Raw genomic sequence first — 23,340 nt, forward strand, 5'->3', positions numbered from 1 at the left:
CGGACATGGAACGACTGGGAGTGCGGGCGCTCGAGACCCTTCCGTCGCACGTGGACGTCCCGGGGTACCTCGGTGACGACCTGCGGATCGGGATCGTCCACTTCGGGGTGGGGAACTTCCACCGTTCCCATCAGGCGATGTACGTCGACCGGCTGCTCGAGGCGGGCGCCGGGGACGACTGGGCCATCTGCGGTGTCGGCCTGCTGGAACGGGACGCACCCATGCGCGACGCGCTCGCCGCGCAGGACTGCCTGTTCACGCTCACGCTGCGCGAGCCGGACGGCCAGAACCGGTTCAGCGTCATCGGGTCGATCCGGCGCTACCTCTACGCGCCGGACGACCCGGCGGCCGTGCTGGACCAGCTCGTGTCGCCCGACGTCCGCATCGTGTCGCTCACGGTCACCGAGGGCGGGTACGTCAGCGACCCGACGAACGGTCGGGTGCCGCAGGACGACCCGCTGGTCGCCGAGGAGGTCGCGGACGGGTTCGCCCACCCGCGCACGGCGTTCGGCTGGATCGTCGCCGCGCTGCGTGAGCGCCGCAGGCGGGGGATCGCCCCGTTCACCGTGATGTCGTGCGACAACATCCAGGGCAACGGCCGTGTCGCCCGGGCGAGCGTCGAGGGCGTGGCGCGGCTGGCGGACCCCGAGCTGGCCGACTGGATCGGCGCCGAGGTGGCGTTCCCGTCCACGATGGTCGACCGGATCACGCCGGCGACCACGCAGGCGGACGTGGACCGGGTCGCGACGCGGCTCGGGGTCGAGGACCTCTGGCCGGTGGCCAGCGAGCCCTTCACGCAGTGGGTGATCGAGGACGTGTTCGCTGCCGGTCGACCGCCGTTCGAGCAGGTCGGCGCGTTGCTGGTGTCGGACATCGACCCCTACGAGGCCATCAAGCTGCGGCTGCTCAACGGGTCGCACCAGGCGCTCGCGTACATCGGCCAGCTGGCGGGCTACACGTACGTGCACGACGCGGTGGCAGATCCTCGGATCGCCGCGTACGTGCGGGCGTACATGGAGCGTGAGGGTGCTCCGACGCTCGAGGTGCCCGCGGGGTTCGACCTCCCGGCGTACGTCGACGAGCTGTTCGTCCGCTTCGGCAACCCGCACGTCCAGGACCTCCTGGCGCGGCTGTCCGTGGACGCGTCCAACCGGATCCCGAAGTTCGTGGTCCCCGTGCTCGTCGACCGGGTGGCGGCGGGTGCGGCGTGCGAGGTCGGTGCCGCGATCCTCGCGACCTGGCGCGCGTGGTGCCGTGGCGTCGGCGAGGGGCGCTTCGTGATCGACGACGTGGACGGCGAGGCGCTCGTCGCGGCGGCCGCGGACGAGCCCCTCGGCTTCCTGCGGGGGGTCCCGACGCTCACCGGGTTCCTCGACGCACCCGGCTTCGTGGAGGCGTACCTGCGGGCCGCCGACGCGCTCGAGCGCGACGGGGTCGAGGCGTTCTTCGAGGCCGTCCTGGCGGGGGAGTAGCACGTGGTGTCCAACGGTTCACCGATCCCCGGGCTGGCGAAGTCGGTCTTCGTCGTCGGCGAGGCGCTCGTCGACGTGACGGTCGACGTGAACGGCGTCGAGCACCGTCAGCCCGGGGGCAGCCCGATGAACGTCGCGTTCGGGCTGGCGCGCCTCGGCGTGCCGACGCGGCTCATGAGCTGGGTCGGGGACGACGCCGACGGGCGGCTCGTCGCGGCTCACCTGAGGTCGGCCGGGGTCAAGCTCGACGACGTGACGGTGGCGCCCCGGACGGCGACGTCCACGGCACGCGCGACGCTCGACGCAGCCGGTGCGGCGACGTACGCGTTCGACCTGCGGTGGGACCTGCCGGACGGGGGCGTCCCGCCCGAGTGCACGGTCATCCACACGGGCTCGATCGCCGCCGTGCTCCCGCCGGGTGCCGATCGTGTGCTCGACCTGTACCGCTCGGCGGCCCCCGAGGTGATCCGCTCGTTCGACCCCAACGTCCGTCCGGCCATCACGCCGGACCGCGCGGCGGTGCTCGAGCGGGTCGAGTGGTTCGTCGACCGGACCGACGTCCTCAAGCTGAGCGACGAGGACGCGGCCTGGCTCCACCCCGGCGAGGACGAGGCGTTCGTCACCGACTGGGCGCTGGGCCGCGGCGTCAAGCTCTTCGTCATGACGCGGGGTGCGCACGGCTGCACCGTCGCCACGCCGTCGCACCGGCTGGAGCAGCCGGCCATCCCCACGGAGGTGGTCGACACCATCGGTGCGGGAGACGCGTTCATGTCGGGGCTGCTGGCCGGGTTGTCCCGGTGGGGCCTGTTCGACGCCCTGCGCCGCGACGGCGTCGGAGCCGGTGACCTCAGCAGGCTCGCGGGGCTCGCCACCCGCACGGCGTCGCTGACGGTCGCCCAGGTCGGTGCGCAGCCGCCGACCTGGACGCAGGTCCGCACGGCCGCCTGACGGCAGGCCGCACCGTGGTCCGCGCCGGACCGCGGTGCGGCCTACGGCCGTGCCGCGGTGCGGTACTCGCGCGGTGTGACGCCGTACGCCCGGCGGAACTGCCGGTTGAAGTTGGAGAGGTTGGCGTAGCCGACGGCGCCCGCGACGGCCGCGACCGGGTCCCGGGTCGTCTCGAGCAGGCGGCACGCCTGCGTCAGGCGCAGGCGACGGACCATGTCGGTGAACGTCTGCCCGCTGCCCGCCTTGAACTGGCGTGAGAAGGCGGAGTCGCTCATCGCGGCCTGCCGGGCCGCGTCGTGCAGGCGCACCCCGGTCGCCAGGTTCTCGAGGATGTGGTCGATCGCGCGGCTGATCAGCTCCGAGTCGGCGCCCTCGACGTCGGCGCGCCACGACTGCACGACGAGGCGCTGGTCGCCCGGCGGGGAGCCGGCCAGCACGCGCAGCAGGTCGAGGACGCGCACGACGCGGTCCATCCCGGGCTCGGCGTCGCGGACCGCGAGCATGGCCGCCGCGCCTGTCGTCGCCGAGGCGCCGCGGAACTCGATGCCGTGGGCGGACCGGGCGAGCAGCGGGTCCAGTGCCCGCAGCTCGGGGACGGCCGCCTGGCACCCCCGTACCCACGCGTCGCTGAAGTGCAGCACGGCGTGGGTGTCCGCGAGCGAGCCGCCGTCGGCGTCGGCGTCGGCGATCCAGTGGTGCGGCAGGTCGGGGCCGACGAGCACGAGCTGGCCGGCGTCGTAGGCCCCGACGACGTCGCCGATCACGTACCGGCCGCTGGTGCGCAGGATCAGGTGGACCTCGTACTCCGGGTGGTAGTGCCAGCCCGCGTACGGGTGCGGCTCCTCGTGCACGTAGAACCGGAACGACGCGACGGGGTCCGACGCGATCACTTCGCGGACGGCCCGGCGGCGCAGTGTGCGCGCGGCGCGTGACTCCAGGGCGGTGGCGACGTCCGTCATGGTGCGATTGTGCGCGCCGTCGCCCCGTACGTTCGGCAAGACATGCCCACGACGCGCATGAGAGTACCGGTATCAGGCGCCGGACGGTGATGTGCGCGCGTCGTCGTGCCGCGAGCATGGGACGCCAAGGCTCTCCCCGTGGCCGGGGACGGGCGTCACAGCGAGAACGGGGTCCCGATGAGCGCGACGATGCGCCAGGTGAAGGTCGCAGGTCTGGACGAGGTGACGGTGGTGGACTCCCGGGTCCCCGAGGCGGGCCCGGGTCAGGTGCGGGTCGAGGTCGCCCTGGCGGGCATCTGCGGCTCGGACACGCACGCGGTCGCCGGCCACCACCCGCTGCTGCCGCCGCCCTACCTGCCGGGTCACGAGCTGGTGGGGACCGTCGAGGCGGTGGGCGCCGGCGGTGACGGCGGGCTCGTCGGCGCGCGCGTCGTCGTCAAGCCGAACGTCGACTGCGGCGAGTGCGTCAACTGCCGCGCAGGGCGCAGCAACGCCTGCCAGACGCTGCAGTGGATCGGGTGCGACCCCTCCGGTGCGCTGCCCGGCGGCATGGCCCGCTACGTGGTCGTCCCGGAGCGCAACGTCTTCCCGGTGCCCGACGAGGTCAGCGACGTGGACGCCGTCCTGGTCGAGTGCCTCGCGACGCCGGTCCACGCCGCGCGCATCGCGGGGGACCTGACCGGTGCGCGGGTCGTCGTCATCGGCGCGGGGACCATCGGGCTGCTCTCGGTCGTGGCGGCGCGCCGCGCGGGTGCGGGCGTGGTCGTCGTGTCCGACCCCGTGCCCGCCAAGCGCGACCGGGCGCTGGGCCTCGGCGCGGACGCGACCGTCGACGCGGTGTCGCCCGACTTCACGGCCTCGGTGCACGCGGCGCTCGGCGGACCCGCGGACGTCGTCTTCGACTGCGTCGGCATCGAGGCGTCGATCCGTCAGGCGGTCGGGGTGCTGCGGCGCGCGGGCACGCTGCTGATCGTGGGCGTGCCGCCGCGTGACGGCGTGGTGCCGCTGCCGCTGTTCCAGGACTGGGAGCTGCGCGTCCAGGGCTGTGCCAACTACACGCCGCAGGACATCGAGGTCGCGATCGCGATCGCCGCGGACGGCGGCCTGCCGGGCGACGAGATCGTCAGCGCGACCTACGGGGTCGAGGAGGCCGCGCAGGCCTTCGCGGCCGCCGCGCTGGGGACCGCCGGCAAGGTGGTCATCGCACCCGCGTCCTCCTGACGAGGACAGCCCCGGGCGCCGACGGCGCCCGGGGCACACCCACAGGGGCCGTCCCGCCGTAGCGGGACGGCCCCTGTGTCGCGCGCGGGCGCTCGCGTCAGCCCTTGAGCTCCAGGCGGACCAGCACGGTGGCCGGCTCCTGCGGCGTGGCGCCGGTCAGGAGCAGGCGGACCCACGTGCCGAACCGGACCATGTCGACGTCGACCAGGTCGCGGTCGGCCGGGAGGGTGACGGGCGCGCCGCGGTCGAGCCAGTCGACGCCGTCGGGGGAGACCTGCGGCTGGATCGTCAGGGCCGGGTGAGGGCCCTCGGTGCGCACGAAGAACAGCGCCTCGGACGCCCAGGCGGCCTCGTAGGGGTGGGTGCCGTACTCGGTGGTGAGGACGGTGCGGCGCTCGACGAGCGTGGTGGCAGAGGTCAGCATCGTCGTCTCCTCTCAGGCCTGGGGCTCGCGGCCCGTCGAGTACACGACGGAGTCCAGGTACATGAAGACACGGCGGTCCGTGTCGGTCTCGATGAAGAAGACGGGGTTGATGAGGCCCGTGATGCCGTCGTACGGCGGTGCGGGCGTCGTCGCCGTGCCCCGCAGGTCGAACGTGCGGCCCATGCTCTGGAACTCGACGTACTCGCGCCGGTCGAGGTCGACCAGCAGGCGCATGTACAGCCAGTTGAGCTTGTCGGGACTCTCGTTGTAGACGAGCTTCTGCTCGCCGTCGGGAACCCACTGGAACCCGTCCGCCGAGCCGTCGGCGTAGCGCTGCCCGCACCAGATGGCGTCGATGCCGGGGGCCTCCCAGCCCTCGGGGCTGCCGGTCCACTGCTCGCGGGTGACGCCGTCGGCGACCTGGAAGTACTGCCAGCGCTTGACCTTCGTCCCGTTCACCGAGTTGACGTAGCGGATGCCCGGCTGCCAGCGGTGGGTCTCGTCCTGCACGTCGAACCACAGGCCGAACGCGCGGATGTCCTCCTCGCCGGTGCCCCAGCGGTCCTGCTCGGGGGTGTAGGAGTACCAGGCCTCGAGCTGGATGTAGCGGTGGTCGTCGTCGAGCTTCGACAGGCGCTTGATGACGGTGCTCATGGCACCCTCGGCAGGCGGCTGCTCGTACTCGCGCGCGGTGGGCCGCGTGGCGAGCTTCAGGGAGTAGTTGCCCTCCATCGAGCCGTGGCCGGCGGCGAACCGCATCGGTGCCGCGCTGATCATCGACGGCCCCCAGGAGCCGAGGTCGAGCTGCGACGGCTGGGACTGGAAGCCCGGACGGACGAAGTTCGGGGTGAGGTCGAGCCAGCCGTTGAAGCCGCGGTCGAAGTCGTCGTGGACCAAGACCTTCTCGAGCGGACGGAACTTCTCGAGCCCGCGCTCGTGGACCATCAGCGCCATTGCCAGGGTCTCCTTCATAAATGGATGTGCTTCGGGACGGTAGTGAGCGATTGACAACGATGTCAAACCCGATTTCGTCACCGGTGCGGAGCCAGCGATGGTCACGGCGGACGCCGTCGTCACGCTCGTGGTGGACGGGCTGCGTGGCCGGTGCTGGGAACGGTCCGACACGTCCACCCGGCCGGGGGGGAGTCCGATGAGCACGGATCCTCGTCGCCATCGCACCGATCACGGGGTACGTCCGCCCGCTCTTGCCCGTCGTGCGCGTCCCCGCGGACGCCGGGCACGTCGTGCTCGTCACCACCGGCAGCAAGTTCGCGCGCTGGGTGGAGGAGGCCGGCGGTCGGTACCTGCCGCTCGTCCACGGACGTGACCTGGACGCCGCGACCATCGACGCGTGGTCGCTCGCGCACGGGGCCCCGGCCCTCGGGCTGCGCCCTGCGCAGTGGGACGTCCGCCACCACTTCCTCGACCTCATCGAGGGTGACCTGGCCGATCTGCGTGCCGCCATCGGTCGGTACCGGCCGGACGTGCTGGTTCGGAACCACCCGTGGAGCGGACGACGGGAATCGAACCCGCGTAGCCAGTTTGGAAGACTGGGGCTCTACCATTGAGCTACGTCCGCACGTGCCCGAGGATCGGTCACCCGACCCGGACAGCGCAGCAAGGTTACCGGGTCCGTGGCGGTCGTCGTGGACATCAGCGCGGACGCGGCGAGCCGTTGCGCCCTGGAGTCCGCTTTGGCGGCCGGTCCCGCCCGTGGCGTAGCATCGAGGGTCGCGCGTACGCGCCGTCGGGTGCTCGAACGTCGCCTCACCGGGGCAGGTCCTCGGGAAGGTCACGACGTCGCCCGGCCCGCAGCGGGCAGCGCCTCCCAGAGCGTGCAGATCGAAGCGTGCCACCACGTCGGAACCTCCGGCGCCCGGCCATGACCAGTTGGAGACCATCGAAGTGAAGAGCGCCGTCGAGACCCTGGACCCGACCAAGGTCAAGCTGTCCGTCGAGGTGACGTACGACGAGCTCAAGCCGAGCATCGACCACGCGTACCAGCACATCGCCGAGTCGGTGACCGTGCCGGGCTTCCGCAAGGGGAAGGTGCCGCCGCGCATCATCGACCAGCGCGTGGGTCGTCCTGCCGTCATCGAGCACGCCGTCAACGAGGGCCTGTCCGGCTTCTACGCCGAGGCCGTCCGCGAGAACAAGCTGCGCCCCATGGGCCAGCCCGAGGTCGAGGTCACCAAGGTCCCCGGCCTGGTCGCCGCCGCTCCCGGTGAGGAGGGCGAGCTGCACTTCACCGCCGAGGTCGAGGTGCGCCCCGAGATCACGCTGCCCGCGCTGGACGGCCTGAGCGTCACGGTCGACGACGTCGAGGTCACCGACGAGGACGTCGACGCGCGTCTCGACGCCCTGCGCGAGCGCTTCGGCTCGCTGGTCGGCGTCGACCGTCCCGCCGAGTCGGGCGACTTCGTCGTCATCGACCTGGTCGCGGCCATCGGTGACGAGCAGGTCGACCAGGTCGCCGGCACGAGCTACCAGATCGGCTCGGGCAACATGCTCGAGGGTCTCGACGAGGCGCTCGTGGGCCTGTCCACCGGTGAGACGACGACGTTCGAGACCGAGCTCGTCGGCGGCGACCGCAAGGGCGAGAAGGCGCTGGTGACCGTCACGGCCACCGCCGTCAAGGAGCGCCAGCTGCCCGAGGTCGACGACGAGTTCGCGCAGCTCGCGAGCGAGTTCGACACGATCGACGAGCTGAAGGCCGACCTGCGCGAGCAGGCGGGCCGCATCAAGGCGTCGAACCAGGCCGTCCAGGCGCGTGACCTGCTCGTCGAGAAGCTGACGACCGAGGTCGAGATCCCCGTCCCCAGCGGCGTCGTCGAGGCCGAGGTGCACCGCCACCTCGAGTCCGAGGGTCGCCTGGAGGACGACGAGCACCGCGCCGAGGTCACCGAGCAGGCGCAGACCGCGCTGCGCAACCAGATCCTGCTCGACACGCTGGCCGAGCAGCTCGACATCAAGGTCAGCCAGAGCGAGCTGCTCGACTACCTGGTCAGCGCGTCGCGCCAGTACGGCATGGACCCGAACACGTTCATCACGACGCTCGACCAGCAGGGCCAGATCCCCGCGATGGTGGCCGAGGTCGCGCGTTCCAAGGCGCTCGCCGTGTCGCTGCGCCAGGTGAACGTCGTCGACGGCTCCGGTGCGGCCGTCGACCTGTCGGAGTTCATCGGGACCGAGGAGGAGGACGCCGCGCTCGACGAGGCCGAGGCGACGCCCGCGGCCGACGCCGCGACCGACGTCTCGTCCGTCGCGTTCGGCGAGGACAGCGCGGACGAGAAGGCCTGAGCCGCTCCGCACCGGTACCTGACGACGGCCCCGCAGCGCCCCCACGGGCGTGCGGGGCCGTCGTCGTCCGGCGCGCGGCCCGTGCCGCGTCCCCGCTGCGCCGACAGCGAAACGGTGCGTGGGCGGGACATGGCGGGGCGCGCACGGGCGTTAGGGTCGCTGCAACGCGCGGCCGGCAGCAGCCTCCCGGAACGGGGGCGCACCACCGCGCACGTAGGACGTAGCCAGACGAGGGAGCCTTCGTGAACGAGCAGGTGCCGGCCCTGGCCCGGGCAGATTCTCCGGGCCTCGGTCTCAACGACCACATCTACAACCGACTGCTCCGTGAGCGGATCATCTGGCTGGGGTCGGAGGTCCGCGACGAGAACGCCAACGCCATCTGCGCGCAGATGATGCTGCTGGCGGCGGAGGACCCGGACAAGGACATCTGGCTGTACATCAACTCGCCGGGCGGGTCGATCACGGCCGGCATGGCGATCTACGACACCATGCAGTACATCAAGCCCGACGTCGCGACGATCGCGATGGGCATGGCGGCCTCGATGGGGCAGTTCCTGCTGTCCTCGGGCGCCAAGGGCAAGCGGTACGCGACGCCCCACGCCCGCGTGATGATGCACCAGCCCTCCGGCGGCATCGGCGGCACCGCCACCGACGTGCGCATCAACGCCCAGCTCATCCTGCACATGAAGAAGGTGCTGGCCGAGCTGATCGCCGAGCAGACCGGCAAGAGCGTCGAGCAGATCAACGCCGACTCGGACCGCGACCGCTGGTTCACCGCGCCCGAGGCGCTCGAGTACGGCTTCATCGACCACGTGGTCACGCAGAGCCACTCGGTCACCGGCGGCGGGGGTACCGACCCCGACGGCGGCGCCGGGACCCCGGCCTGACGGTCCGGCGACGCAGAGAACGAGGAGAAGCTTCGTGAGCATGGAGTCCCAGTTCATCGCCCGTGCCGGCCGCCTGGGCGGCGGCACGGCGCCCGCCTCGCCCGTCGGCCGGTACGTGCTCCCGCAGTTCGAGGAGCGCACCGCCTACGGCTTCAAGCGTCAGGACCCGTACACCAAGCTGTTCGAGGACCGCATCATCTTCCTCGGTGTGCAGGTCGACGACGCCTCGGCCGACGACGTCATGGCGCAGCTGCTCGTCCTGGAGTCGACGGACCCCGACCGCGACATCACCCTGTACATCAACTCGCCCGGCGGCTCGTTCACGGCGCTGACGGCGATCTACGACACGATGCAGTACATCAAGCCGCACATCCAGACCGTCTGCCTCGGGCAGGCTGCCTCGGCGGCGGCGATCCTCCTCGCGGCCGGGTCGCCCGGCAAGCGTCTGGCGCTGCCCAACGCGCGCGTGCTGATCCACCAGCCCGCGATGGAGGGCGGCGGCTACGCGCAGGCGTCGGACATCGAGATCCAGGCCAACGAGCTCATCCGCATCCGCGAGTGGCTCGAGGCGGCGCTCGCGCAGCACACGGGACGCCCGATCGAGCAGGTCCGCCAGGACATCGAGCGCGACAAGATCCTCACGGCCGCCCAGGCCAAGGACTACGGGATCGTCGACCAGGTGCTCGAGAGCCGCAAGGGTGTTCACCCCACGGTGGTCCAGCCGTCCTGACGTCGTGACAGCCCGGCCCCGCCGTCGACCGGCGGGGCCGGGCTCTGACACGGTGCAGACAGGGTCTTCGGCGCGTACCGGGACGGACCGGTCGGCGTGTCCCGCCCGACACGCCGCGACCCACCCCCCGGGTTCGGCTGACAGGTGGCCCCCGGTGGTGTGCAATGGGGGAACGTGACTCGCGGACCGCGAGGTCACGACGACGGCGCACCGCCTTCACGGCGGAGGGCGACACGAAGGAAGGGGACGCACGTGGCGCGGATCGGGGACGGTGCGGACCTTCTCAAGTGCTCGTTCTGCGGCAAGTCCCAGAAGCAGGTCAAGAAGCTGATCGCGGGCCCCGGGGTCTACATCTGCGACGAGTGCATCGATCTGTGCAACGAGATCATCGAGGAGGAGCTCGCCGAGGCGACCGAGGTCGGCATGGTCGACCTGCCGAAGCCGAAGGAGATCTTCGAGTTCCTCGAGCAGTACATCGTCGGGCAGGAGCCCGCGAAGCGGTCGCTCGCCGTGGCCGTGTACAACCACTACAAGCGCATCCAGGCCGGTGAGGGCGCTCGCGCCGCCGGCGACGAGCAGGTCGAGATCGCCAAGTCGAACATCCTGCTGATCGGCCCGACCGGCTGCGGCAAGACGTACCTGGCGCAGACGCTCGCCAAGATGCTCAACGTCCCGTTCGCGATCGCGGACGCCACGGCCCTCACCGAGGCGGGCTACGTCGGCGAGGACGTCGAGAACATCCTCCTCAAGCTCATCCAGGCCGCCGACTACGACGTCAAGAAGGCCGAGACGGGCATCATCTACATCGACGAGATCGACAAGATCGCCCGCAAGAGCGAGAACCCCTCGATCACGCGCGACGTGTCGGGTGAGGGCGTGCAGCAGGCCCTGCTGAAGATCCTCGAGGGCACCACGGCGTCGGTGCCGCCGCAGGGTGGACGCAAGCACCCGCACCAGGAGTTCATCCAGATCGACACCACGAACGTGCTGTTCATCGTCGCCGGTGCGTTCGCCGGCCTCGACGAGATCATCACGTCGCGCGCCGGTCGCCGGGGCATCGGCTTCGGCTCCCCGATCCACTCGGCCGACGACACGGACGTCTACGGCGAGGTCATGCCGGAGGACCTGCTGAAGTTCGGTCTGATCCCCGAGTTCATCGGCCGCGTCCCGATCATCACGACCGTCTCGCCGCTGGACCAGGTCGCGCTCGTAAGGATCCTCACCGAGCCGCGCAACGCGCTGGTCAAGCAGTACCAGCGCATGTTCCAGATCGACGGGGTCGAGCTGGAGTTCGAGCAGGACGCCATCGAGGCGATCGCCGACCAGGCGCTGCTGCGGGGCACGGGCGCGCGCGGCCTGCGGGCGATCCTCGAGGAGGTCCTGCAGCAGGTCATGTTCGAGGTGCCGTCGCGTGACGACGTCGCGCGGGTCGTCATCACGCGGGACGTCGTGCTGGAGAACGTGAACCCCACGCTGGTGCCGCGCGAGGTGACGCGCGACAAGCGTGCGCCGCGCGAGAAGAGCGCGTGAACGCACCCGAGAGGGCCGTGCCGGCGGAGCTGGCGCGGCTGCGCGGCAGCATCGACAACATCGACGCCGCCCTCGTCCACATCCTGGCCGAGCGGTTCAAGGCGACGCAGCGCGTCGGGGTCCTCAAGGCCGAGCTCGGCCTGCCCGCCTCCGACCCGGGCCGCGAGGCCCAGCAGGTCGCACGGCTGCGCCAGCTGGCGCACGACGCGGAGCTCGACCCGGTCTTCGCCGAGAAGTTCCTCGCCTTCATCGTCGCCGAGGTGATCCGGCACCACGAGGACATCGCACAGGGCCACGCACAGCGCGCCTGACGGCCCGCTGTGCAACGCAGTGCGCGCGCGGTGGCCGTTGGCGTCGCCCGGCGGGGTGACCGAAGGTAGATGGGTCAGCCCCGGGTAGGACGCACCGGACGCGGCGTCACCGGGGACGTGCACACGCTGGAGGAGTCACCCCATGCACCTGCACTGGCTCAAGCCGCTGCTCGGGCGCCCCGGCCCGTTCGTCACCGTCCACCTCGACGCGTCGCCCGCGCAGGTGGCAGGCGAGTCGGGACCCGTGGACCGCTGGCGCTCGGTCCGGCGGGAGCTCGAGCGGGACGGCGTCCCTGCGGCTCTGCTCGACGAGATCGCCGATCGCGTCGCCCAGCCCGACGGCCGCCGCGACCCCCACGGGCGCGTGCTCGTGGCCGACGCCGACGGCGTCGTGGTCGACCGGGTGCTCCTGGCGGCTCCTGCGGCCTCTCGCGGCGTCTACGGCCCCGTCCCGGCGCTGTCGCCGGCGGTCCGCGCGACCGACGAGTCCGTCTGCCTGCTGCTCGTCGCGGTGGACCGCACCGGCGCCGACCTGCGCTGGGTGGCCGCCGACGACGGCGAGGACCACGGTCCGGCGTCCGAGACGGTCGACGGCGGGCACGACGACGTGCACAAGCAGCGCGAAGGGGGCCCGGGCCGGCGCGGGCAGACGCGTGCCGAGGACTCGTGGCAGCGCAACGCGGAGGCGGTGGCGGCCGCCGTGGACCAGCGGGTGCGCGACCGGCATCCCGACCTGGTGGTCCTGACCGGGGACGTGCGCGCCGTGGCGCTGGTGCACGACGCCCTGGGGCAGCAGGTGCGGGACCTGGTCGTCGAGGTGCCCGGCGGCGGGCGCGGCGACGGCATCCACGAGGACGTGTTCGCGTCGCGCGTGGCCGAGGCCGTCGACGAGGCGCGTGCCCGGCGCCGTGCGACGCACGTCGAGCGGTACCGCGAGGCGCGGGGTCGGGACGAGGGCGCCGTGACGGGCCTCGACGACGTCGTGGAGGTGCTGCGCCGCGGGCAGGTGGACGAGCTGCTGGTCGCGAGCCGGGTGCTCGACGGGGCGCTCACCGAGCGGACCCTGTTCGTCGGACCGAGCCCGTTGCACATCGCGGCGGCGCGCTCGGACCTCGCGGACATCGGCGTGCAGGACGACGAGGTCCGCGAGCTGCCGACGGACGTCGCGCTGCTGCGTGCCGTCGTCGGTCAGGACGCGGGCGTGACGTTCGTGGACGACGACGTCGAGGTCGTCGACGGCGTCGGTGCCGTGCTGCGGTGGGCCGACGGGTCGACGCCCAGCGAGTCCGTGCCGACGCAGTCCGCCGACAACAGGCGTCTGCGCTCGGTCGGCTGACCGGCCGCCGGCGGGGGGCCGGGCGTCGACGCCCGGCCCCCGCGCCGCGGCGGTCGGTGCCCCCTGCAGTCGGTGCTCCTGCAGTCAGTGCCCGGCGCGGGTGTCCACGTAGAGCTGGTCCACCTCGTCCGCGAAGTCCTGCAGGACGGCCGCGCGCTTCACCTTCAGCGACGGCGTGAGGTACCCGTTCGCCTCGGTGAAGTCGGTCGTGAGCACGGCGATCTTGCGGATCGACTCGGCGCGCGACACGGCCTCGTTGGCGCGCTCGACCGCGCGGTCGAGCGCCTCGAGCACCTGCGGGTGCCGCGCCGCGGTGGTCACGTCCATCGCGGGCAGGCCGTGCATGGTGAGCCAGCCGGGCAGCATCTCGGCGTCGAGCGTGACGAGTGCGCCGATGAACGGGCGCTGGTCGCCCACGACGACGACCTGGCTGACCACGGGGTGGCCGCGCAACCGGTCCTCGAGCAGGGCGGGGGCGACGTTCTTGCCGCCGGCCGTGACGATGATCTCCTTGCTGCGGCCCGTGATGCGCAGGTAGCCGTCGTCGTCGAGGGTGCCGATGTCGCCGGTGCGGAACCAGCCGTCGACGAGCGCCTCGGCGGTCTCCTTGGGCATGTGCCGGTAGCCGCGGAAGACGTGCGGCCCCGCGACCCAGATCTGGCCGTCGTCGTCGACGCGCAGGGTCGTCCCGGGCATCGGGGGGCCGACCGTGCCGATCTTGGTCAGCGACGGGCGGTTGACCGCCGTGGCGGCCGCGGTCTCGGTCAGCCCGTAGCCCTCCAGCACGTGCAGGCCGATGCCGCGGTAGAAGTGACCGAGGCGTTCCCCGAGCGGCGCGCCGCCCGACACGGCGAACTCGGCACGTCCCCCGAGGGCCGCCCGGAGCTTGCGGTGCACGAGGGCGCCCGCCGTGCGGTGCTGCGCCCGCAGGGCGGCGCCGGGGCCACCGGGGGTGTCGAGCGCGCGGGAGTACGCGATCGCGACCTTCGCGGCCCAGCGGAAGATGCGCAGGGAGGTCCCCGCACCCGCCTTCTGCTCGGCCGAGTTGTAGACCTTCTCGAAGACCCGCGGGACGGCCAGGAGGAACGTCGGCTTGAACGACGCGAGGTCCGGCATGAGGTTGCGGGTGTCGGGCGCGTGCCCCAGCACCGCGCCCGACTCGACGCACACCACCTGGATGAACCGGGCGAAGACGTGGGCGAGCGGCATGAACAGCAGGGTGCGCGAGGTCGGCTTCGAGACGACGTCTCCGAGGCCGACGGCGCCGTTGCGGACCAGCTCCACGAAGTTGCCGTGCGTGAGCTCGACGCCCTTCGGGCGGCCGGTGGTGCCGGACGTGTAGATGACGGTCGCGAGGTCGTCCCCGCGCGCGAGCGCGCTGCGGCGGTCGATCTCGTCGTCCGGCACGTCGGTGCCCCGCTCGACGAGCGTGCCGACGGCGCCCTCGTCGAGCACGAGGACCTCGGTCAGCCCGGGCAGGTCGTTGCGCACCTGGGCCACGACGGCCGCGTGCGCGGCGGTCTCGACGACGGCGAGCCGCACACCGGAGTCGGACGCGATCCACCGCACCTGCTCGGCGGCCGACGTCTCGTAGACGGGCACGCCGACGGCGCCGGCCGCCCACACGGCGAAGTCGACGAGCATCCACTCGTACCGGGTGCGGGACATGATCGCGACGCGGTCGCCGGGCTGGACGCCCGAGGCGACGAGGCCCTTCGCGAGGGCGCGCACCTCGGTGACGAAGGCGGCGACGGTCATCGGCTGCCAGGTGCCGCCGAGACCGGTCTGGCGCTCGAGGAGGACGCCGTCGGGGTCGCGTGCGAGACGGTCGGCGAGCAGCGTGCAGATGGAGGCCGCGGGGGAGGGTGCGACGAGGGCGGGGGACGTGAACTCGGACATGCGACCTGATTCCTGGTGTCGGGGGGACGTCACGACCCTAGTGCGCCGCGGGTTCAGCGTGTGGCGTGCTGGTGGGTGGGGTCGAGCACACGCTGCAGGAAGGTGCGCGTCCGCTCCTCGCGCGGGGCGCCCACGACCTGGTCGGCAGGGCCGGACTCGACGACGACGCCGTCGTCCATGAACACGACACGGTCGCCCACCTCACGGGCGAACGCCATCTCGTGCGTGACGACGATCATCGTCATGCCGGCGTCGGCCAGGTCACGCATGACGCCGAGGACGTCACCGACGAGCTCGGGGTCGAGGGCGGACGTCGGCTCGTCGAAGAGCATGAGCTGGGGGTCCATGGACAGCGCGCGCGCGATCGCGACGCGCTGCTGCTGACCGCCGGACAGCTGCCCGGGCATGGCGTGGGCGCGGTCGGCCAGGCCGACCCGCTCCAGGTTCGCCAGTGCGACGCGCTCGGCCTCCTGGCGCGAGCGGCGCAGCACGGCGCGCTGGGCCATCGTGCAGTTCTCGAGCACGGAGCGGTGGCCGAACAGGTTGAACTGCTGGAACACCATGCCGACGTGCGTGCGCACCCGGTCGATGTCGACGTCGGGGTCGGTGACCTCGACGCCCAGGACCTCGACGCGCCCGGACGTCGGCTGCTCGAGCAGGTTGACGCACCGCAGCAGCGTCGACTTGCCGGACCCCGACGGGCCGATGACGCACACGACCTCGCCGGCGCCGACCTCGAGGTCGATGCCCCGCAGGACCTCGCGCTCGCCGAACGACTTGTGCAGGTCCTGGACGGAGACGACCGGGCCGCCCGTCGGGCTGTCGCTCACTTGCCGCGTCCCTTCATGGCGGTGCGCCGCTCGAGCCAGCGGGTCAGCTGACCCAGCGGCAGGGTGATGATGAGGTAGCAGGCGCCGGCGACGAACAGCGCGGTCAGCCCGCCCTGGGCGGTGCTCAGGGCGTCGCGTCCGATCTTCGTCAGCTCGTACTCGGCGACCTGCATGCCGAGCAGGAACACCAGCGAGGTGTCCTTCGTCAGCAGGATGATCTCGTTGGTCATCGGAGGCAGCACGATCCGGAACGCCTGCGGGACGACGACCTGCAGCAGCGTGCGGCCGTGCGACATGCCCAAGGACCGGGCCGCCTCGATCTGGCCCTTCGGCACGGCCTCGATGCCCGCACGCAGCGTCTCGGCGATGTACGCCGCCGAGACCAGGCCGAGCGCGATGGACGCCTTGGCGAGCATCGACGGGATGCTGATGCCGAACGCGATCGGCACCGCGAACCCGATCGCCAGGACGACGAGCAGCGCCGGGATGCCGCGGAAGAACTCGACGTACGCGGTGGCGATCCACCGGTACGGCGCGACCGACGACAGCTTCATGAACGCGAGGAGCGCACCCAGCGGGAGCCCGACGGCGAAGGCGCCGAGCGTGTACTTCACGGTGTTCCACAGCGCGGGGGGCATCCGGCCGATGAGCTCCCCAGCGACGGCGGGGTCGAACAGCTGCGACGTGACGTTCGACCAGTCGGTCAGCACGGCGAGCGCGACCACCACGGCCACGAGCACGGCGTACTGCACGGCCCGCGTGATGCGGGCGCGGGTGCGCGGGCTCGTCCGGCGGCGGCCGGGTGGCATCTGCAGGGTCTGCGGGGCGGTCTGCGGGGCGGTGGTCATGCGCACTCCCGGGTCGTGGCGGTGCGGGGCCGGCCGCGGCCGGCCCCGCACCACGCGGCGTCAGTCGGCGGTGGGCGCCGTGCCGATGCGCTCGGTGTAGATGGCGTCGTACGTGCCGTCCTCGCGGATGCGGTCGAGCGTCGCGTCCACGGCCTCGAGGAGCGCGGTGTTCCCCTTCTTGACGCCCAGGCCGTACTGCTCGCCCGTCGGGAAGGTCGCGGCGACCTCGAGCCCTTCGGTGATGAACGGGCCGAGCACGGCGATGTCGTTGACGACGGCGTCGACCTGGCCGGTCCGCAGCGCGTTGATCTGCAGACCGAGGTCCTCGTACTGGACGGGGGTCAGGCCCTCGTCCTCGACCCAGGTCTCGCCCGTGGTGGCCATCTGCACGGCGATCTTCTTGCCCGCGAGGGACTCCACGTCGTCGATGCCGGAGCCCTCGGCCACGAGCAGCCCCTGGTCCGCGTCGAAGTACGGCTCGGAGAAGTCGAACTTCTCGGCGCGCTCGTCGGTGATCGTCAGGCCGGACGCGAGGATGTCGCACGCGTCGGTGGTGAGCGACGCGCCCGACTCCAGGGTGTCGAAGGGCGTGACGACGACCTCGAGGTCGACGCCCAGGTCGTCCGCGACCTCGCGGGTGATGTCGATGTCGAGGCCGACGATCTCGCCGTTCTCGTCCTCGAACTCGAAGGGCTCGAACGGCGGGTTGGTGCACACGGTCAGCGTGCCGGGGTTCACGAGCGTGAGCTCGCCGGCGGCGTCGGCCGCCGCGTCGTCGCCGGAGGACGAGCAGGCGGTCAGGGCGAGGAGGGCGGTCGCGGCGAGCGCGGCCGCGCGCAGGGTGGGGCGCATGGTGGTCCTTCCGAGCGGATCAGAGCGCGCATAACTATACGCGTCACATCATTGCTATCCGTCAACGAGGCGCATGGGACCTCGGTCCCGGCGACGGCACGACCGCGCCGGGGCTGCCCTGCGGCAGCCCCGGCGGGTGACGCGTCAGCGGGCGACGGCCTCGCCCAGCACGGCGTCGCGCGCGACGACCGTCTCGCCCGTCCCGGGGACGAGCTCGAGCGTCCCGGTCGCCCGCCCGGCGTTGCGGACGTCGTCGAGCGCCGCCTCGACACCGGCGCGCAGCGCGTCGGGGACCTCGAGCACGGCGTGCTCCACCGGCGTGCGCATCGAGGCCTTGGCCTCGGACTTCACCTTGCGCAGCGCGGCCAGCGCAGCGCCCGCGCCCGCCACGAGACCGGGGTCGGCGTCGCCCGCGGCGGCGCGCAGCGTGTCGCTCGTCGGCCACGGCGTGCGGTGCACCGTGCCCTCGCGCCACCACGACCAGACCTCCTCGGTCGCGTACGGCAGCACCGGCGCGAACAGGCGCAGCAGCGTGTCGAGCGCCAGGCCGAGCGCCGCACGCGCCGACGCCGTGGCCGACGTCACATCGGCTGCCGACGCGCCCGCACCGTACGCGCGGTCCTTCACCAGCTCGAGGTAGTCGTCGCAGAACGTCCAGAAGAACGTCTCCGTGAGCTCGAGGGCCCGCGTGTGGTCGTACGCCTCGAGCGCGGCCGTCGCCTGGTCGACGACCTGGGCGAGGCCCGCGAGCATCGCCCGGTCGATCGGCTCGGTGACCTGCGACGCGTCGAGCGACACCGGCTCGTCGGCCGGCCCGAAGGACAGGACGAACTTGGAGGCGTTGAGCACCTTGATGGCCAGGCGGCGGCCGATCTTCATCTGGCCGACCTCGAACGCGGCGTCCGTGCCCAGGCGCGCGCTCGCCGCCCAGTAGCGGACCGCGTCGGAGCCGTGCTCCTCGAGCAGGCCCATGGGCGTGACGACGTTGCCCTTGGACTTGCTCATCTTCTTGCGGTCGGGGTCGAGGATCCACCCGCTGATCGCGGCGTGCTTCCACGGCAGCGAGCCCTCCTCGAGATGGGCCCGCACGACCGTCGAGAACAGCCAGGTCCGGATGATGTCCTGCCCCTGGGGGCGCAGGTCCATCGGGAAGGTCCGCGAGAACAGGTCGGGGTCGTCGAGCCAGCCGCACACGATCTGCGGGGTCAGCGAGCTCGTCGCCCAGGTGTCCATGATGTCGGGGTCGCCGACGAACCCGCCGGGCACGCCACGCTGGTCCGCCGTGTAGCCGGCCGGCACGTCGCTCGAGGGGTCGACGGGCAGCGACGCCTCGTCGGGCACGATCGGGGCGTCGTACCGCGGCTCGCCGTCCGCGTCGAGCGGGTACCACACGGGGATCGGGACGCCGAAGAAGCGCTGGCGGGACACGAGCCAGTCGCCGTTGAGGCCGCCGACCCAGTTGTCGTAGCGCACGCGCATGAAGTCCGGGTGGAACTCGAGCTCGCGGCCGCGCGCCAGCAGCTGCTCGCGCACGTCCTCGTCCCGCCCGCCGTTGCGGATGTACCACTGGCGGCTCGTGACGATCTCGAGGGGCTTGTCGCCCTTCTCGTAGAAGTTGGCCTTGCGCTGGGTCGGGACCGGGTCGGCGAGCAGGTCGCCGGACTCCCGCAGGCCCGCGACGACGGCCTCGCGCGCGCTGAACGTGGTCTTGCCGGCCAGCTCGCCGTAGACGGTGCGGCCCGCCTCCGACGTGAGCCACTCGGGCGTCTCGCGCAGGATGCGGCCGTCACGGCCCACGACCGAGCGCGTCGGCAGGCGCAGCTCGCGCCACCACTGCACGTCGGTCAGGTCGCCGAACGTGCAGCACATCGCGATGCCCGCGCCCTTGTCCGGCTCGGCGGCCGGGTGGGCCAGCACGGGCACCTCGACGCCGAACAGCGGGCTGGTCACCGTGGTGCCGAACAGGTGCTGGTAGCGCTCGTCGTCGGGGTGGGCGATGAGCGCGACGCACGCGGGCAGGAGCTCGGGACGCGTGGTCTCGATGACGACCGGCTCGCCGTCCGGGCGGTGGAACGCGACCTTGTGGAAGGCGCCGGGGTAGTCGCGCGCCTCGAGCTCGGCCTGGGCGACGGCCGTCTGGAACGTCACGTCCCACAGGCCCGGCGCCTCGGCCTGGTACGCCTCGCCGCGGCCCAGGTTGCGCAGGAACGCGCGCTGGGACACCGCGCGGGCGCGCGCACCGATGGTCTGGTAGGTCATCGACCAGTCGACCGACAGGCCCAGGCGGCGCCACAGCGCCTCGAACTGGAGCTCGTCCTCGGCGGACAGGCGCTCGCACAGCTCGATGAAGTTGCGCCGCGAGACGGGCACCTGGTCGCCGGGCTTGATCGACTTGCCCTCGCCGCCCTCGTGCGGCGGCACGAAGCCCTCGACGTACGGCAGCGACGGGTCGCAGCGCACGCCGTAGTAGTTCTGCACGCGACGCTCGGTGGGCAGGCCGTTGTCGTCCCAGCCCATGGGGTACATGACCTCGCGCCCGCGCATGCGCTGGAACCGGGCGACGACGTCGGTGTGCGTGTAGGAGAACACGTGGCCGACGTGCAGCGAGCCCGAGACGGTGGGGGGAGGGGTGTCGATCGAGTAGACCTGCTCGCGCTGCGCCGTGCGGTCGAAGGTGTACGTGCCCTCGTCGGCCCAGGTGCGCGACCAGCGGTCCTCGAGACCGTCGACCGTGACCTTGTCCGGTACCTGGCGGGCGGTGCGTGCGCTCGTCGGGGTGTCGGGGCTCGGGGTCAGGTCGCTCATGGTCACCCATCCTCCCAGATCGCCGATCACCGACGCGCACCGGGAGCCGTCGTCCGGGGGCGCGTTGACCACCCCCGACCGCCGGGCTAGCGTCCGGCGCAGGAGCGCACGACAGGCGGTGCCGGTGATGCCGGGCCCGGTCCGCTCCCCACACGCCGGCAGTCGCCCGGCGCACGTCACCCGCCTCCCCGTGCCTCCGCCCGGGGCGCCCTGCGGGACGGACGACCGAGGGCGGGGAGCCAGGGTGCAGGGGTCGAGCGCGCGCAGTGCCGGGATCGCGGCGGGGCTCGTCGCCGCGCTCGCGTTCGCCACGAGCGGTCCGGTGGTCAAGCCGCTGCTCGCGGCCGGGTGGAGCCCGGGCGCCGCGATCGTCGTGCGGCTGACGATCGGCGCCGTGCTGCTCGCCGGCCCGGCGGTGTGGGCGCTGCGTGGGCGCTGGTCCGCACTGCGCACGGACTGGGCGACCGTCGTGGGGCTCGGCCTCCTCGGCGTCGCCGGGGCCTCGACCCTGTACTTCTTCGCCGTCGACCGCCTCCCGGTCGCCGTCGCGCTGCTGGTCGAGTACACGGGTCCGCTGCTCCTGCTGCTGTGGGCGTGGGCGCGCACGGGCCGCACGCCCGCGCGGGCGACGCTCGTGGGCGCCGCGCTCGCCATGGGCGGCCTCGTCCTCGTGCTCGACGTCACCGGCAGCCTGGACCTGGATCCGCTCGGTCTGCTCTTCGCGGGCGGTGCGGCCGTCGGCAACGCGGCCTACTTCGCCCTGACGGCTCGTCCCATCTCGCTGCCGCCGGTGAGCCTCGCGGGCGCCGCGATGGCCGTCGGCGCGGTGGTCGTCGCGGTCCTCGCCGCCGTGGGCGTGCTGCCGGTGGAGGCTCCGGACGTGCGCGTCGACGTGCTCGGTGCCCAGGTGCACTGGGCGGTGCCGCTGCTCGTCGTCGGCGCCGTGCCGACCGCGTTCGCGTACGCCGTGTCCGCCGTGTCCGTGCGGCTGCTGGGGGAGCGGCTGGCGTCCTTCCTCGCGCTGTCCGAGGTGCTGCTCGCCGTCCTGCTCGCCTGGGTGCTGCTCGGGGAGCAGCCGCTGCTCTGGCAGGCGGCCGGTGCGGTGCTGGTCGTCCTGGGCGTCGCGCTGGTGCGCGCGGGCGCCGACAGCGACGTGCGACGCGGTGCCGCCCCGCCGCCGGCCGTCGACGTGGCCGCCGCCCCCGGTGCGCCGGCCGCACCCGGGGGCGTCCGGGCGACGGATCTGGGCCCCGACGGCGGCGGCGAGGTCACCCGCCGGGCCTGACCCGCAGGATCCGCTCGTCGCTGTTGTTGGCGGTGGAGTCCTTGTCGCCGCGCGTGCTCGTCGTCAGCCACAGGCTGCCGTCCGCCGACGGCTCCACGGTCCGCAGCCGGCCGTACGTGCCGGACAGCAGGGTCCGCACGTCGGTGAGCTGCCCGTCCGCCGTGATCGTCGCGCGGTACAGCCGCGTCCCGCGCAGGCACGCGATCCACAGCGAGCTCCCCGTCACCGCGATGCCGCTGCACGACGCCGACGCGACCGGCAGCGTCAGGCGCGGGGCCACGAGCCCGGCGCCCGAGCAGTCGCCGGTGGTGCCCTCGCACTGGGGCCACCCGTAGTTGCCGCCGCGGACCACCACGTTCGTCTCGTCCATCACGGAGTTGCCGAACTCCTGCTGCCACAGCCGCCCCTGCGGGTCGAACGCCAGACCCTGCGGGTTGCGGTGGCCGTAGCTCCACACCGCGTTGCCGAAGGGGTTGTCCGCGGGGATCGAGCCGTCGGGCGCGATGCGCAGCACCTTGCCCGCCAGGTTGCTGGTGTCCTGCGCCCACGCGGGGTTCTGACCGTCGCCCGTCGCCACGTAGAGCATGCCGTCGGGGCCGAACCGCAGGCGCCCGCCGTTGTGGTACTTGTTGCGAGGGATCCCGCTGACCAGCACCTGCGGGCTGCCGGACAGGGCACCGTCGACGTACCGCACGCGCACCACGCGGTTGTCGGTGGACGTGGTGTGCATGACGTACAGCCACGGCGACGTCGTGAAGTCGTCGGCGACCTCGAGCCCGAGCAGCCCGCCCTCGCCGTCCGTCCCGGCGACGCCGGGCAGCGTGCCGACGACGCTCGTCGCGCCGGTCGCCGGGTCGAGCCGCACGACCTGGAACGCGTCGCGCCGGCCGTAGAGGACCGACCCGTCCGGCAGCTCGACGAGCCCCCACGGCAGGTCCCGCTCGGTCGCGACCTGGGTGACGGAGCACACGGGGTTGGTGCACGAGCCGCCGGTCGTCGCCCGCACCGCCGTGGAGACGCCCGAGCGGTTGCCGGCCTGGTCGCGTGCGCGCACCTGGTAGGAGTACGTGACGCGGGGCTGCAGACCCGAGTCGACGAAGGTCAGCACCGACCCGGCGGTGCTGCCCACGACGGTGCCGTCGCGCAGCACGTCGTAGCCCGCGACCCCGACGGCGTCGGTGGACGCGCGCCACGACACGGTCACGGACGTGCCGGCCGCGGTCGCGGTGACGCCCGACGGTGTCGTGGGGGCCGTCGTGTCCGTCTGGCACGGGGGCACCTTGAGCTCGAGCGTGTCGCTGGCCTGCGAGACGTTGCCCGCGGCGTCGCGCGCGTTGACGTACAGGCCCCACGTGACGCCGGGCACGAGCGTCAGACGGGCGGCCGCCGCCCGCCCCGGCATGGTCAGCATGTGCTGGCCGTCGTGGTAGACGTCGTACGCGACGACCCCGACGTCGTCCGTGGACCGCGTCCACATCAGCCACACCGCGTCGCACCGGAGCCACGTCGTGCGCAGGGCCGACGGCGGGGTGGGCGGCGTGGTGTCGGCCGCGGCGGTGGCGGCGGTGCCGGGCGTCACGGCGAGCACCCCCAGGACGAGGACCGCCAGCAGTCGGGCCAGTGGGCGGGTGCGGGTCATGGACAGGTCCCCTCGCCGGTGTCGGCCCCGAGCCTCCCCAGGACTCCGACGTACTGTCCCGCCC

At 72.7% G+C, this 23,340-nt stretch carries 19 protein-coding genes and 1 tRNA gene; 10 read left to right on the top strand and 10 right to left on the bottom strand.

Translation table 11 applies throughout. The features are described from left to right. The first annotated feature begins 5 nt into the window (after positions 1-5). Both NP075_RS07085 and NP075_RS07090 read left to right on the top strand, forming a co-directional pair. Positions 6-1,472 (top strand): mannitol dehydrogenase family protein, encoded by a 1,467-nt coding sequence (locus tag NP075_RS07085; RefSeq protein ID WP_227564353.1) that lies wholly within the window; start codon positions 6-8, stop codon positions 1,470-1,472. A gap of 6 nt (positions 1,473-1,478) precedes the next feature. Continuing rightward, the gene (locus tag NP075_RS07090) at positions 1,479-2,420 is read left to right on the top strand and encodes a carbohydrate kinase family protein (RefSeq protein WP_256791635.1); all 942 of its coding nucleotides are present in this window, start codon (positions 1,479-1,481) and stop codon (positions 2,418-2,420) included. A 41-nt stretch (positions 2,421-2,461) separates the two neighbouring features. Here NP075_RS07090 and NP075_RS07095 read toward each other — a convergent pair whose 3' ends face one another. Next, positions 2,462-3,379, bottom strand: coding sequence for an AraC family transcriptional regulator (locus NP075_RS07095; RefSeq protein ID WP_227564351.1), 918 nt, complete (start codon positions 3,377-3,379; stop codon positions 2,462-2,464). 177 nt (positions 3,380-3,556) lie between these two features. On the opposite strand from NP075_RS07095, the gene NP075_RS07100 reads away from it, so the two are divergent. Further along, a complete protein-coding gene (locus NP075_RS07100; RefSeq protein WP_227564350.1) occupies positions 3,557-4,600 on the top strand; it encodes a zinc-dependent alcohol dehydrogenase in 1,044 nt (347 codons plus the stop codon). A gap of 97 nt (positions 4,601-4,697) precedes the next feature. On the opposite strand, the gene NP075_RS07105 is transcribed toward NP075_RS07100, so the two are convergent. The 3 genes from NP075_RS07105 to NP075_RS07115 all read right to left on the bottom strand — a co-directional run bounded on the left by NP075_RS07105 (position 4,698) and on the right by NP075_RS07115 (position 6,603). Beyond that, a complete protein-coding gene (locus tag NP075_RS07105; RefSeq protein ID WP_227564349.1) occupies positions 4,698-5,024 on the bottom strand; it encodes a DUF6385 domain-containing protein in 327 nt (108 codons plus the stop codon). A 12-nt stretch (positions 5,025-5,036) separates the two neighbouring features. Next, positions 5,037-5,996 (bottom strand): DUF6772 family protein, encoded by a 960-nt coding sequence (locus NP075_RS07110; protein ID WP_227564348.1) that lies wholly within the window; start codon positions 5,994-5,996, stop codon positions 5,037-5,039. Positions 5,997-6,529: 533 nt separating this feature from the next. Further along, a tRNA-Gly gene (locus NP075_RS07115) sits at positions 6,530-6,603 on the bottom strand. Positions 6,604-6,929: 326 nt separating this feature from the next. Between NP075_RS07115 and tig the strand changes: the two genes are divergently transcribed. From tig to NP075_RS07145, 6 genes are all read left to right on the top strand, one after another. Then, positions 6,930-8,324 (top strand): trigger factor, encoded by a 1,395-nt coding sequence (gene tig, locus NP075_RS07120; RefSeq protein WP_227564386.1) that lies wholly within the window; start codon positions 6,930-6,932, stop codon positions 8,322-8,324. 242 nt (positions 8,325-8,566) lie between these two features. Continuing rightward, positions 8,567-9,211: an ATP-dependent Clp protease proteolytic subunit gene (locus NP075_RS07125; RefSeq protein ID WP_227564347.1), complete on the top strand. Its 645-nt coding sequence runs from the start codon at positions 8,567-8,569 to the stop codon at positions 9,209-9,211. A gap of 34 nt (positions 9,212-9,245) precedes the next feature. Further along, positions 9,246-9,941 carry an ATP-dependent Clp protease proteolytic subunit gene (locus NP075_RS07130; RefSeq protein ID WP_227564346.1) on the top strand — a complete coding sequence of 232 codons (696 nt, stop codon included), beginning with the start codon at positions 9,246-9,248 and terminating at the stop codon, positions 9,939-9,941. 252 nt (positions 9,942-10,193) lie between these two features. Then, on the top strand, positions 10,194-11,471 hold the full coding sequence (clpX, locus tag NP075_RS07135) for an ATP-dependent Clp protease ATP-binding subunit ClpX (protein ID WP_227564345.1): 1,278 nt from the start codon (positions 10,194-10,196) through the stop codon (positions 11,469-11,471). Further along, complete coding sequence (locus NP075_RS07140; RefSeq protein WP_227564344.1) at positions 11,468-11,782, top strand: chorismate mutase; 315 nt, start codon at positions 11,468-11,470, stop codon at positions 11,780-11,782. The genes clpX and NP075_RS07140 overlap by 4 nt, the downstream gene beginning before the upstream one ends. A gap of 142 nt (positions 11,783-11,924) precedes the next feature. After that, positions 11,925-13,118: a baeRF2 domain-containing protein gene (locus NP075_RS07145; protein ID WP_227564343.1), complete on the top strand. Its 1,194-nt coding sequence runs from the start codon at positions 11,925-11,927 to the stop codon at positions 13,116-13,118. Between the two features lie 84 nt (positions 13,119-13,202). Here NP075_RS07145 and NP075_RS07150 read toward each other — a convergent pair whose 3' ends face one another. From NP075_RS07150 to valS, 5 genes are all read right to left on the bottom strand, one after another. After that, positions 13,203-15,017, bottom strand: a complete 1,815-nt coding sequence (locus tag NP075_RS07150; RefSeq protein ID WP_227564342.1) for an AMP-dependent synthetase/ligase — start codon at positions 15,015-15,017, stop codon at positions 13,203-13,205. Positions 15,018-15,070: 53 nt separating this feature from the next. Next, the gene (locus NP075_RS07155) at positions 15,071-15,847 is read right to left on the bottom strand and encodes an amino acid ABC transporter ATP-binding protein (RefSeq protein WP_284439919.1); all 777 of its coding nucleotides are present in this window, start codon (positions 15,845-15,847) and stop codon (positions 15,071-15,073) included. Further along, the gene (locus NP075_RS07160) at positions 15,844-16,695 is read right to left on the bottom strand and encodes an amino acid ABC transporter permease (protein WP_227564341.1); all 852 of its coding nucleotides are present in this window, start codon (positions 16,693-16,695) and stop codon (positions 15,844-15,846) included. The genes NP075_RS07155 and NP075_RS07160 overlap by 4 nt, the downstream gene beginning before the upstream one ends. 60 nt (positions 16,696-16,755) lie before the next feature. Beyond that, on the bottom strand, positions 16,756-17,547 hold the full coding sequence (locus NP075_RS07165) for an ABC transporter substrate-binding protein (RefSeq protein WP_227564340.1): 792 nt from the start codon (positions 17,545-17,547) through the stop codon (positions 16,756-16,758). A gap of 144 nt (positions 17,548-17,691) precedes the next feature. Further along, complete coding sequence (gene valS, locus NP075_RS07170; RefSeq protein ID WP_227564339.1) at positions 17,692-20,352, bottom strand: valine--tRNA ligase; 2,661 nt, start codon at positions 20,350-20,352, stop codon at positions 17,692-17,694. 244 nt (positions 20,353-20,596) lie between these two features. On the opposite strand from valS, the gene NP075_RS07175 reads away from it, so the two are divergent. Next, a complete protein-coding gene (locus NP075_RS07175) occupies positions 20,597-21,637 on the top strand; it encodes an EamA family transporter (RefSeq protein ID WP_227564338.1) in 1,041 nt (346 codons plus the stop codon). Here the strand turns inward: NP075_RS07175 and NP075_RS07180 are convergent. Then, on the bottom strand, positions 21,621-23,276 hold the full coding sequence (locus tag NP075_RS07180; protein WP_227564337.1) for a PQQ-dependent sugar dehydrogenase: 1,656 nt from the start codon (positions 23,274-23,276) through the stop codon (positions 21,621-21,623). The genes NP075_RS07175 and NP075_RS07180 overlap by 17 nt on opposite strands. Between the last annotated feature and the right edge of the window lie 64 nt (positions 23,277-23,340).

It is taken from the genome of Cellulomonas wangsupingiae (assembly GCF_024508275.1).
In the GTDB taxonomy this organism is placed as follows: Bacteria; Actinomycetota; Actinomycetes; order Actinomycetales; family Cellulomonadaceae; genus Cellulomonas; species Cellulomonas wangsupingiae.